The sequence below is a fragment of the Cellulomonas sp. PhB150 genome, from assembly GCF_003755175.1.
GTDB lineage: Bacteria > Actinomycetota > Actinomycetes > Actinomycetales > Cellulomonadaceae > Cellulomonas.
In genome coordinates this window covers 196,104-207,894 of sequence record NZ_RKHX01000004.1, presented here as the reverse complement: position 1 = coordinate 207,894, position 11,791 = coordinate 196,104, and the positions used below count along the sequence as shown (strand labels likewise).

Sequence of the window (11,791 nt, the reverse complement as noted above, 5' to 3'; positions counted from 1 at the left end):
CGCTGCCCCGGGGGGAGTGGCCCCCGGGGCAGCGGGCGCGTGGGTCAGCTCGTCGGGAAGCTGTCCGCCGTCATGATGCGGCTGCGGACGAACTGGCCGGACTGCGTGAGCTGGCCGGTTCCGTAGCTGCTCCCGGAGCACGTGCCGGGCTTGAAGGCAGCGCTGCTCTCGTCGGCGTCGGAGTACGTCCAGTTCACGTAGCTGATCTTCAGCGAGTCGAGCAGGTCGAGCCACGTCGTGGAGCTGCCGATGTCGACGGTGCCTCCGCCCGTGGCGCTCGTCGTGCCGAACTCGGTGACGAAGATCGGCAGCTTGCTCGCCGCGTTCCGGACCTCGTTGCGGTAGTTGTCGTAGTGCGACGCCGCGTAGAAGTGGAACGTGTACATGATGTTCGAGAAGGCGATCGGGTTCGCGACGATCTCCGCCGAGCTCGACCCGTTCGACACCCCGAGCGAGGACCAGCCGCGCGTGCCGACGATGATCACCGCGTCCGGGTCAGCCGCCCGGATGATCGGGATGACCTGGTTCGCGTAGGTGCGGATCTGGTCCCAGGAGACGCCGTTGGGCTCGTTGGCGATCTCGTAGATGACGTTCTTCTTCGCGGAGTTGCGCGCGGCCACGTTGGCGAAGAACGTCTTGGCGTTCTGCAGGTTGGCGTTCGGGTCGCCCGGCGTCAGGGTGTGGAAGTCGATGATCGAGTACATGCCGCGCGACTCCGCCTGGTCGACGAGGTCGTTCACCTTCGCCGTGAAGCCGGCCGGGTTCGTGACGTAGCCGTCCTCGTTGACGTACATCGCGATGCGCAGGACGTCGGCCTTCCAGTCGTTCGCGAGCGTGTTCAGCGAGGTCGTGTTGTAGCAGGCCGGGAACCACTGCAGCCCGTGGGTGCTCACGCCGCGCAGCTGGATCGGCTTGCCGTACTGGTTGCACAGGTTCACGCCGCAGACCTTGAGCTGGCCGTTGATGGCCAACGGGGTCGTGCCGGTGGGGGGCGGCGGCGTGGTGGTCGTGGTCGGCGTGGGGGTGGGGGTCTGCGTGGGGGTCTGCGTGGGCGTCGGGGTCGACGTCCCTGCCGACCCCGTGCACGCGACGCCGTTGACGGTGAACTGGGCCGGGACCGGGTTGCTGCCGCTCCACGAGGCGTTGAAGCCGAAGCTCGCGGTGCCACCCGTGCGCAGTGCCCCGTTGTAGCCGACGTCGCGCGCCGAGACCGTGCTCCCGGTCTGGGTCGCGGTCGCGTTCCACGCCTGCGTGAGCTTCTGGCCGGACGTGAACGTCCAGCCGACCGTCCAGCTCGTCAGGGGGTCGCCGAGATTCGTCACAGTGACGTTGGCGCCGAAGCCCCCGCCCCACTGGCTGCTGATGGCGTAGTCCACCTTGCAGCCGGTGGCTGCCTGGGCTGACGTGCTGGCGATCGTGCCGATTCCAGCCATGGCCAGTGTGGCCGCGGCCAGGAGGGCGGTCGCCCGGATCCGCTGGGACATGGGTCTCCTCGTCGTTGAGTGAGCGAACCAGCCCTCGCTGGGGGCGCGGGGCCGTCCGGCTCGAGCCACAGTGCGCCGGATCCCGCACCCTCGCCACCGGTCCGGGCACGAGGTTCGGGCGGCGAATCGTTTAACACTCGATCAGGTGACCTCGGCGTTCACCACTGCCGGCGCACGCTCGCCTTGGGACCGGCGACGAGCGTCGACGCGGGGACGTCGTCAGCCACGACAGCCCCGGCCGCGATCACCGCGTCCCGCCCGATGCTGACCCCGGGCAGGATCGTGGCGCCCGCCCCGATCCACACGTTCTCCGCCACGTCGATCGGCTCACCGGTGAGGTACAGCTTCCGGTCGGCGGGATCGACCGGGTGGCCGCCCGTGATGAACGTGACCTGGGGGCCGACCATCACGCGGTCCGCGAGGCGGATCCCGGCGTAGTCGAGGAACGTGCAGCCCTGGTTGACGAAGACGCGCTCGCCGAGCTCCAGGTGCAGGCCGTGGTCGGTGTAGAACGGCGGGTAGATCGTCGTCCGCGCCGGCACCGGCCGGCCCAGGATCTGCTCGAGCAGGGCCGCCCGCCCCTCCTCGTCGTCGAACGGCAGGACGTTCAACCGCGAGGTCAGCGCCGTGACCTGCAGGACCCTGTCGGCCATGGCCTGGAACTCGGGGCTGTGGATGCGCATGAGCCGGTCGTCGGACATGCCTCGATCCTGCCCTGCGCTCCCGCCTCAGGCTGCCAGGTGGAACGTGCTCGCGAACCGGTCGAGGAGGTCGCCCCGTCCGCGGAGGACCTCCACGACCCCCGTCGCGATCGCGCGGTCCGGCGCGAGCTCGCCGGAGATGAGCCGGCGGATGTCCGGTCCCGCGGCGAACGCGAGGTCCGCCGGCCCGTCGCCGCGCGTCACCTCGAGACGGGCGCCGTCGACGCGGACGAGCAGCTCGGCCGGGCCGAGCTGCGCCACGTACGACGTCGCGGGCAGCGCTGCGGCGACCTGCGGCCGGAAGGCGGTCCGCAGCGCCATGGTCATCGAGTCGGGCGTGATGACCTGCTCCTCGCGTGGCTCACCCATCGCCTTGAACCCCCAGGCCCCGAGCGCGAGCACGACGGGCTCGAGCTCGTGGCCGTAGGGGGTCAGCTCGTAGATGATGACGCGCGAGCGGGGCACCCGCCGGATGATGCCGGCGGCCTGCAGATCCTTGAGCCGCGCCGCCAGGATGTTGCTCGGGATGCGCGGCAGCCCCGCGGCGAGCTCTCCGTAGCGGCGCGGCCCGACGAGCAGGTCGCGCACGACGAGCAGCGACCAGCGCTCTCCCACGAGCTCCAGCGCCCGCGTGACACCGCAGTACTGGCCGTACTCGCGTGCGGCCATCAGGCCTGCTGGGCGGCGAACGCCTCGGGGCCCTGCGAGGCGGCGACCGGGTCCATCCAGCCGAACTCGAGGATGTTGCCGTCGGGGTCGGCCAGCTGGCGCTGGTACATGAAGCCGTAGTCCGAGGCGGGCCGGTCCTCCGCGCCGCCGGCGGCGAGCCCGTCGGTGACGGTCGAGTCGACGGCCTCGCGGCTGTCGAGGAAGATCGCGGTCGAGACCGAGGGGTTCACCTTCGGGTCGCCGATCGGCAGGTCGGTGAACGTCTGGAAGTACTCGCGGACCAGGATCATGAAGTAGCTGTGGTCCTCCTCCACGATCACGCAGGCCGCGTTGTGGTCGGTGAACTGGGGGTTGATGGTGAAACCGATCGCCGTGTAGAACGCCTTGGCGCGCTCCAGGTCGGTCACCGGCAGGTTGACGAACATCGCGGTCATGATGGTCTCGCTCTCGTGGGGCTCGGCTCGTTGACGTCTCCACACTTGCAAAAAACAAGTGCCCCGTCAAGGGTCGGGACCGACGCGAGGACGCCGGCCCGCGCCCGAGGGGGCGCGGACCGGCGTCGGTACCGCTCGTCAGGATGCGGTGCAGGTGAGCGCCAGCGAGCCCGGCGCGGAGCCGTTGCCGACGAACCCGAAGCTCGTCGACCCGCCGCCCCCCAGCTGCCCGTTGTACGGAGCGTTCGCGACGGTCACGTTCGCGCCGGACGACGAGGCGACCCCGTTCCAGAGGTTGTTGACCGTCTGACCACCGGGGAAGGCCCATCGCACCGACCAGCGGCTGAGCGCGGCCGAGCCGGTGTTCTTCACCGTGACGGTGGCCTGGAAGCCACCGCCCCACGAGCCGGTGACCGCCGCGGTGGCGGTGCAGCCCGCGCTGCCCGTGGCGGGCGGCGTGGTCGGCGTCGACGTGGGACTCGTCGTCGGGGTCGGCGACTGCGTCGGGGACGGCGACTGCGTCGGCTGGGTGCCGCCGGTGGTGACGGAGAAGCTGTTGACCGCGAGCCCCGTGCCGCCGACCCACGGCTCGAAGCCGGCCTGGATGCTGGTCAGGTACCAGCTGGTCGAGCCCAGGCCGCGGCTGACGACGTCCTTCCAGAAGTCGTTCACCAGGAAGCTCGCCGACGAGGTCGTCTGCTGGCGCACGTAGGAGATGACGTTCCACCCGGTGTTGCCCGACCAGACGTCCCACGTCGCACCGGCGATGCTCGCCGTGCCGATCTTCGAGCCGATCGGCTGGATCGCGCCCGTGTGGTTGAGCCACACCATGAGCTCGGCCCCGTCGTTCTGCCCGGTCGTCGTGCTCGGCCTCGACTTGTTGAACCAGATGTCGTACGCCGCGTCGTAGGTCCCGCTGCCGGGGTACGTCATGCTCACGCTCGTCGCGACCGAGGCGAACTGGGGGTCGGAGGCCTGGAGGCCGTTGGGGCTCAGGATGTTGTCGCTCGTGCTGCAGATCCCGTAGTGGCAGCCGTAGTACACGGTCGGGTACGACTTGGGTGCGCCGTTGGTCGCGGTGGAGCCGTCGGCCTGGGTGATGGTGAAGCCGGTGCCCGAGACGTCGATGCACTGGGTGGCGCTGGTCCCCCAGCGGTTGTTGCCGACGACGTACCGGCCGCCCTGGATGGACGTGCTGGCGTACTGGTCGCAGAGGACCGGCGCGGCGGTCGCGACCTGGGCGCCTGCGACCCCCGACAGGCCGAGCAACGAGCAGAGCAGCGCGATCAGCGCGACGATGCGAGGACGAGGCATGACTCTCCTTGGCTGGGGCGGGCACGGACGTGCCTGCCGGGTCCTGAGGGGAGGGACCCGGCAGGCTCTCTCTCAGGAGCAGATGGCTCCGTTGAGCTTGATGGCGCCGGGCGGCGGGGTCGACGTCCCGTTGGCGGTGAAGCCGACGCTCGCCGTCGCGCCGGCTGCGAGCGAGGCGTTCCAGCTCGGCGCGGTCACGGTGACGGTGGTGCCGCTCTGGGTGAAGGTGCCGTTCCAGCCGCTGCCGATGGTGACGCCGGCGGGGACGGTGAAGGAGACGACCCACGGGCTGAGCGCCGTGCTGCCCGTGTTCTTGGCGGTGACCGCGGCCTGGAAGCCGGTGGACCAGGAGTTCGTGAGCGCGACCGTCGCGGTGCACTTCCCGGTCGCCGTCGGGGTCGGAGTGGGCGTCGGGGTCGTCGTCGGGCTGGAGGTCGTCGTCGGGGTGCTCGTCGGGGTGCTCGTCGGCGTGCTGCCCGGCTTGACCGGCGGCACCAGCGCCGGCTGCAGGATCGACTGCTTGTTGGTGTTCACGGTGACCCAGTCGTCCTGCACGATCCCGCCGGTGTCACCGGAGTCCGGGTTCCAGGACCAGTACGTGAAGGACATGCCGCTCGAGCCGGTCCCCATGTACTTGACCAGCGCGTTCATCCACTGCACGTCGCGCGGGTCGCGCAGCGTGCTGCCGAACTCGCCCACCAGCACCGGCGCGATGTTCTGCTTGTAGATGTAGCCCCAGTAGTAGTCCCAGGTCGCCGGGAGGTTCGCCGGGAAGTCCGGGTGCTTGACGGTGTCGAACCAGTCCTGGTGGTCGTAGACGGAGATGCCGTAGTCGTGCGCGGAGTAGACGAGCTTGTTCGCGACGTTCAGCCGCACCGGGTTCTTCGCCACGCCCGAGAGGTTGCCGCCCCACCAGCTGCACGCGTTGGGGTCGTCGGGGATGGCGTCCCACGTGTTCGCGACGCTGCCGTCCAGGCAGCTGACACCCTCGACCAGCACGAGCCAGCTGGGGTTCGCGGCGTGCACGGCGTTGCCGATGCGCTCGGCAGCCAGGCGCCAGTCGCGTGCCGTGTCACCGCACCCCCAGCAGGAGCCCGTCCCGTTGGGGTACGTGCCCTCGGCGTGGGGCTCGTTGAACAGGTCGGCGCCCACGACGGTCGGGTTGCCCGCGTAGCGCTTCGCCAGCAGCTGCCAGTCGGCGATCATGCTCGCCTCGGAGACCGCCGGTGTGTACCAGAGCGCGGTCTGGCCCGCGGACGTCGGCCGGTGCCGGTCCAGGATGATGCGCATCCCGAGCGAGCCCGCGTAGTCGACGACCTTGTCCAGGATCTCCAGCGGCGAGAGCCCGACGAGGTCCGGGTTGGTGTTGGTGTTCACGCTCGACGCCACTGCGCCCGGCTTCAACGCGTCGCCGGCGTAGGGGACCCGGATCGTGTTGTACCCGAGCTGGGCCATGTGGTCGATCATCGACTTCCACGTGACGCCCGCCCACAGTCCGTGGAAGGTCTTGTTGTCGGTCTCCATGCCGAACCAGTTGATGCCGGTCAGGCGCACCGTCGCGCCGGAGGCGTCGACGATCTGGTTCCCCTTCGTGCTGAGGTAACCGGTGCCCGTGCCGTTCGCGGTGGCGGCGACGGCGCTGCTCTGCGTCGTCGCGACCAGGGTGGAGACGGCGAGAGCGAGCACGGCGAGCATGCCGAGGACGCGGGCGAAGAGGCTTGATCCGAGGTGGGACCTGGTGCGTGTCACGAGGGCTCCTGGGCAGAAGGCGGCGAACCCTCCTCTGGTGCCGGCGCGACGCCGACGGCCTCTTCCTCGAGGCGGACGACGTGCGGGGGGCCGGGGGCGGGACTGGGCGAGTACCTGCCATGCAAGCACCGCCGCCGACTGCGGACGACCCCTGAAACGTTTCGTTCTTTACCGATATACGACGACGTCGTCCGGCCGCCCGACGCCGGGCGCCGCGAGCGCGCCGACGCCCGGCGTCATCCGTTCACACCCCCGGCTGGGCCCCGACGGGCGCACCTCGGGCCGCCAGCAGCGCGTCCGTCTCGGCGTCGGGCATCAGCTCGCGGACCTCCTGCGCGCAGCGGCACCCGGCGGCGATCTTGGCCGCCCACACCAGCGCCTCCTCGCGTGAGGCCACCTCGACGACGGCGAACCCCCCGATGACCTCCTTGGTCTCCGGGTACGGGCCGTCGGTGACTGACCCGTCGGTGGCCACGATGCTCGCCCGCTGCCGCTCGAGCCCTGCCGCGAACACCCACACGCCTGCCTCGACGGCCTCGCGGATCACCGCGTGCGAGTCCTCGGCGACCTGCGGCCAGTCCCCGTCGGCGATGTGGTCCATCGCGCCGTCGTCGAACGAGATCACGTACCGGGCCATCTCTGCCTCCTTCGTCGGGCGGCCTCGGTCGGCCGCCGCTCACCTGTTCCACGAACGGCCCCACGCGCATCGGACAGCCGCCGACGATCCGGCGGCGCCGCTAGGGGGTCTCTCCTCACTTGAGCGGGCCTTCCCACGGGTAGCCGAGGTCGACGAAGGCGCTGCGGATCGCGCTCTTGTCGCCCTCGACGTCGTCCTCGAAGAGCGTCCGTCCGCTCTCGGCCTCGACGAGGATCTTGGCGCCGCGCGGGCGGACCGAGGCGACCGTGGCGCGCGCGATCACCCGCTCGACCTGCCCGCGGCGCCGGACCTCGACCTGCTCGCGGCTGATCGCGAGCCGCGGGGAGTCGACGAGGACCCAGGCGGCGAACGCGAGGCCGGCCACGAGCCCGAGCACGGGGCGGCCCCACACGAGCCACGCATCGTCGAACGACCCGAGCAGACGGATCGGTCCCTCGAACGGCACCCACGGCAGCTCGGCCGCCCATCGCGCGAGAGGGGGCAGGATGGCGCCGACCGCGATGCCTCCGATCCCGAAGAGCGTGAGGACCCAGACGCGGCCCGCGCGGTCGAACCCACCCACGGTTCGGGTCGATGCATCGCCCTTCGGGTTGATCTCGGTCATACGCTGCACGATCCCACGGTCGTCCGGGGCGACGCAGCCGCTCCGGATCGAGTCAGGCGCGTCCCTCGACGCGATCAGCCAGCCCGTCCAACGCCGTGAGTGCGACCTGGTGGAGCGTCGAGCGCAGCACGTCGCTGCGCTCGGGCAGGTGCGGGCGTCGGTGCCGGCCTGTGATCGTCACGGTCGTGCGGCCGTCGCCGGTGTCGGTGAACTGCCAGGTCTCCTCGTGGTCCCAGGCCCCGGCGTGCGCCTGGAGCGTGATCCAGTGGCCCTCCTGCTGGGCGACCACCTCCACGTACACGACGGTCCGCAGCCCGTACGGTGGTGCCTCCTCACCGAGGTGCACGTGCCTGGCGCCCACGCCGCTGGTGGGCGCTCCGACGATGTGCTGGCACCACCCGGCCTCGTCGTCGCATCCGTGCGTGGTGTACGCCGCCCAGACGTCGGCCCGCGACGCGGCGACGTCCCTCGCCGCGTGCGTCTGGATCGGGGAGAGGTCGGGCGCTGGTGGCGCCACCGGGTTCTGCCGCGCACCCCAGCGCGACTCGAGCTTCTCGTACCAGCGCGCCGTGCCCATGGACAGCGTCATCGGCAGCACGGGGGCGCCGCTTGACCACGCCGGCCGCCACGGCGGCGGCGCTTGACCACGCCGGCCGCCACGGCGGCGGCGCCCTCGCGTCAGAATCGGGCCGAGAAGCCGCCGTCGGTGTGGAGGAGCTGGCCCGAGACCCAGCGTCCTTCGTCGGAGACGAGGAACGAGACGATCGCCGCGATGTCGCCGGGCGTCCCCAGGCGTCCGAGCGGATGTGCGGGGATCAGCGACGCCCGGAGGTCGTCGTCGATCCACCCGGTGTCGATGGGGCCGGGGTTGACGACATTGGCCGAGATGCCCCGCGGGCCGAGCTCGCGCGCTGCCGAGATGACGATCCGGTCGAGCGCGCCCTTCGACGCCCCGTAGGGGAGGTTGCCCGTCGTGTGGTCGCTCGTGAGCCCGACGATCGCTCCGCCCTCGGGGGGCGTCTGACGTGCGAACGCCGCGATGAGCAGGAGGCTCGCGCGGGCGTTGATCGCCGTGTGCCTGTCGAAGCTCTCCGCCGTGGTGTCGAGGATGCCGCTCTCGACGTCGTGGGCGTGGCTCAGGACGAGGGCGTGGATCGGGCCCCGGTCGCGGACGACCGCGGCGATCAGCTCGTCGGGCCCCTCCGGCCTCGACAGGTCGCACGGGTAGTCGACGTCCGCGAGATCGCTGGTGACCACCTGCCAACCGTCGGCGGTCAGCCGCGGCACGATCCCTGCGGCGATGCTGGTGGCGCGAGCGGCGCCGGTGATGAGAGCGAGCGGCATCGGGCCAACCTAGCGAAGGCCCGTGCCTCAGCCCGTCGCGGCCAGGGCGGACCGCGCGATCTGCCCGGCGGCCTCGGCGGGCGAGCGGTCGGTCGTGTCGACCACCTCGGCCTCGTCGTGCAGCCAGGCGCGGGCGGCCTCGGCGTACGCCTCGACGTACTGCATGCGGAACGCGGACGGGCCCATCACGGTGTCGCCCAGGATCCGCGCCCGCAGGACGTCCGGCTCGGCGTGCAGCACGAAGTGCCGCACCGCGATGCCGTGCTCGGCCAGGCCGTCGCTGATCTCGCGCCAGTACGGCTCGACGAGGACCGTCATCGGGATCACCAGCGTGCCGCCGGTGTAGTCGAGCACGCGGCGCGCGGTGTCGACGACGAGCGGGCGCCAGGGCGGCCAGTGCTGGAAGTTGTCCGTCTCCGGCAGGCCCGGCTTGATGTCCATCAGCGTCTCGCCGACCTTCTCGGCGTCGAAGACCCGCGAGCCCGGCACGAGCTGCTGCACCAGGGCGCTGGTCGTCGTCTTGCCGATCCCGTGGGTCCCGTTGAGCCAGATGATCACGGGCCGACGCTAGTCGGCGGTGTCGGTCCAGCCCGCGATGTCCACGCCGTGGTTGTCGGGCGAGGCGAGCGACCACCAGGCGGGGGCGTAGGAGTCGTCGGCGAGCCGCCCACCCGCGGCCAGCGCGGCCTCCACACGGGCCTGCGCCTGGTCGGCCGGGACGAAGACGTCGAAGTGCGTCCTGCCGCGCGCCGGCACGTCCCCGGCGATCGGGTTGAAGGCGAGCCCCGGCCCGCACCGCAGCGGGTCGACGGCGTCCGTGTCGCCCAGGTCGTCGTAGCCCAGCGCGGCCCGGAAGAACGGTCGCGCGTCGGTCCCGGAGTGCTGGGCGACGTAGATGCCGACGGACTGCACGCGTGACGGGTCGGGCGTCAGCCCCAGCTCGGCGGCCGCCTGGGACACGGCGGCCGCGAACTGGCCGGCGGCTGCGGGGATGCCGTCCCAGTTCCGGTTCGGGATGCGCACGACGACGCCCTCGGGCCGGAGGTCCACGTCGGGCCGGATGCCGAACCGCTCGGCCGCGGCGACGATCGGGGCGACCAGGCCCGCCGCGTGCGCCAGGGAGGTCGCGGTGAAGACGGCCTGCGGCCCCGCGATCCCCGTGACGCGCCAGTCGGCGACGCCCGGTGCCCGGTGGAACTCGGCCGCGGAGATCCAGCCGTTCGTCGACTCGCTCATTCCGTGCTCCTTCGCAGGGGGTCGAGGGGCCTCGACCACCGATGAACGAGGCTGGATGTCCACGCTACTCGTCAGGCGTGCTCGTCGACCGAGCGCGAGCTGCTCAGGGACAGCGATCCGAACCCGACGGCGAGCCCGACGACGACCGCGAGGGTGCCGAAGACGACGCGCTCGCCGTGGAAGAACGACGCCACGAGGTCGCTGCCCCACACGCCGTCCGGCAGGACGGTGGTGACGAGCACGGCGATGAGCGTGCCGACGATCGCCGTGCCGACGCTGGTGCCGACCTCCTGCGCGGTGTCGTTCAGGGCGGCACCGAGCGAGGTGCGGTTCTCGGGGACGGCCTCGACGAGGGCGACGGCGCAGATCGTCATCACCGTCCGCAGGCCCATCGTGAAGGTGACCATGAAGAACGCGATGGCCAGGTACCCGTGCTCGACACCCCACGCCAGGCCGACGAGCGACCCCGCCAGGAGCCCCGCGCCGACGAGGCACGCGACGCGGTGGCCGAACCGCTTGGCCAGGGCCTCCGAGAAGGGGGTGGCGACGATCATCGTGAGGATCAGGGGCAGGTTGGCCAGGCCCGCGCGCACCGGGCTCCACCCGTAGGCGTACTGGAAGTGCAGGATCAGGCCGAACATCACGCCGGCCATGGCGATCGACGTGCCGAGCTGGGCGATGCTCGCGCCGCGGACGATGCCGTTGCGGAAGATCGTGAGGTCGAGCATCGGCTCGGCCGTGCGGTTCTCGTGCCGGACGAAGATGACGAGCGCGAGCACCGCGCCGAGGCCCGAGGCCCACGTCCAGGCCGACATCCAGCCGTGCTCGACGCCGCTCGTGGCGGTGTAGCAGGCCAGGCCGATGGTCATGATGCTCAGCACCGAGCCGGGGAGGTCGAGGCGGTCCGTCGTCAGCCCGGCGGGGTCGTCGGCCGCGACGCCCTTGCGGACGCCGAACCAGGCGATGAGGGCGATGGGCGCGTTGACCAGCAGCAACCACTGCCAGCCGACGTGCGCGAGGGCGGTGCCACCGAGCAGGGGCCCGAGGATGAACCCGCTCATGCCGACGACGATCATCACCGTCATCGCGCGCATCCGGAGCTCCTGCGCGTCGAACAGGCGGAAGACCAGCGAGTTCGTGATCGGCGCCATCGCGGCGGCCGCGACGCCGAGCGCCGCCCGCAGCGCGATGAGCTCGCCCGAGGTGGAGACGCCGAGGACGAGCAGGCTGATGAGCCCGAACGCGGCGAGCCCGTACAGCAGGACGCGGCGCCGGCCGATCCGGTCCGCCGCCGATCCCGCGGTCAGCAGGAGCCCGCCGAACGTGAGCGAGTACGCCCCGGTGACCCACTGGAGCGAGGTGGTGCCGGCGCCGAGGTCCCGGCCGATCGTCGGCAGCGCGATCGTCAGGAGGGTGTTGTCCACCATCTCGACGAAGAACGCGAGGCAGAGCGCGGCCATCGGGATCCAGGCCGCACGCAGGGACGGGTAGGTCCGTGCGGGTGAGGGAGCGGTGAGTGTCGTCATGATCGGGTCCTTGCTAGAACGGTGTTCGTTCATCGAACGTTGTTCCATACGCTAGAACGATGTTCGGTAGAG

Annotated in this window: 13 protein-coding genes; all 13 read right to left on the bottom strand. The window is 71.3% G+C overall.

Annotated features, from left to right (window positions below):
- Positions 1-44: 44 nt before the first annotated feature.
- On the bottom strand, positions 45-1,484 hold the full coding sequence (locus EDF34_RS14005; protein ID WP_123372111.1) for a cellulase family glycosylhydrolase: 1,440 nt from the start codon (positions 1,482-1,484) through the stop codon (positions 45-47).
- 158 nt (positions 1,485-1,642) lie between these two features.
- Positions 1,643-2,185 carry a DapH/DapD/GlmU-related protein gene (locus EDF34_RS14000; protein WP_123372110.1) on the bottom strand — a complete coding sequence of 181 codons (543 nt, stop codon included), beginning with the start codon at positions 2,183-2,185 and terminating at the stop codon, positions 1,643-1,645.
- Between the two features lie 27 nt (positions 2,186-2,212).
- Entirely contained in the window at positions 2,213-2,854 is a 642-nt protein-coding gene (locus EDF34_RS13995; RefSeq protein ID WP_123372109.1) for a helix-turn-helix domain-containing protein, read from the bottom strand.
- Complete coding sequence (locus tag EDF34_RS13990) at positions 2,854-3,288, bottom strand: VOC family protein (RefSeq protein WP_123372108.1); 435 nt, start codon at positions 3,286-3,288, stop codon at positions 2,854-2,856. Before EDF34_RS13990 ends, EDF34_RS13995 begins: the two co-directional genes overlap by 1 nt.
- A 138-nt stretch (positions 3,289-3,426) precedes the next feature.
- Positions 3,427-4,602, bottom strand: coding sequence for a cellulose binding domain-containing protein (locus EDF34_RS13985; RefSeq protein ID WP_123372107.1), 1,176 nt, complete (start codon positions 4,600-4,602; stop codon positions 3,427-3,429).
- A gap of 72 nt (positions 4,603-4,674) precedes the next feature.
- Positions 4,675-6,351 (bottom strand): cellulase family glycosylhydrolase, encoded by a 1,677-nt coding sequence (locus EDF34_RS17910; RefSeq protein WP_233575397.1) that lies wholly within the window; start codon positions 6,349-6,351, stop codon positions 4,675-4,677.
- Between the two features lie 244 nt (positions 6,352-6,595).
- Positions 6,596-6,988 carry a YciI family protein gene (locus tag EDF34_RS13975; RefSeq protein WP_123372105.1) on the bottom strand — a complete coding sequence of 131 codons (393 nt, stop codon included), beginning with the start codon at positions 6,986-6,988 and terminating at the stop codon, positions 6,596-6,598.
- A gap of 115 nt (positions 6,989-7,103) precedes the next feature.
- Entirely contained in the window at positions 7,104-7,622 is a 519-nt protein-coding gene (locus EDF34_RS13970) for a hypothetical protein (protein ID WP_148076641.1), read from the bottom strand.
- A gap of 43 nt (positions 7,623-7,665) precedes the next feature.
- Positions 7,666-8,202, bottom strand: coding sequence for an SRPBCC family protein (locus EDF34_RS13965; protein ID WP_158615094.1), 537 nt, complete (start codon positions 8,200-8,202; stop codon positions 7,666-7,668).
- Between the two features lie 89 nt (positions 8,203-8,291).
- On the bottom strand, positions 8,292-8,957 hold the full coding sequence (locus tag EDF34_RS13960) for an SDR family oxidoreductase (RefSeq protein WP_123372102.1): 666 nt from the start codon (positions 8,955-8,957) through the stop codon (positions 8,292-8,294).
- Between the two features lie 27 nt (positions 8,958-8,984).
- Positions 8,985-9,515: an ATP-binding protein gene (locus EDF34_RS13955; protein WP_123372101.1), complete on the bottom strand. Its 531-nt coding sequence runs from the start codon at positions 9,513-9,515 to the stop codon at positions 8,985-8,987.
- Between the two features lie 9 nt (positions 9,516-9,524).
- The gene (locus tag EDF34_RS13950; protein WP_123372100.1) at positions 9,525-10,193 is read right to left on the bottom strand and encodes a VOC family protein; all 669 of its coding nucleotides are present in this window, start codon (positions 10,191-10,193) and stop codon (positions 9,525-9,527) included.
- A 71-nt stretch (positions 10,194-10,264) separates the two neighbouring features.
- On the bottom strand, positions 10,265-11,719 hold the full coding sequence (locus tag EDF34_RS13945; RefSeq protein WP_123372099.1) for an MFS transporter: 1,455 nt from the start codon (positions 11,717-11,719) through the stop codon (positions 10,265-10,267).
- Positions 11,720-11,791: the final 72 nt, after the last annotated feature.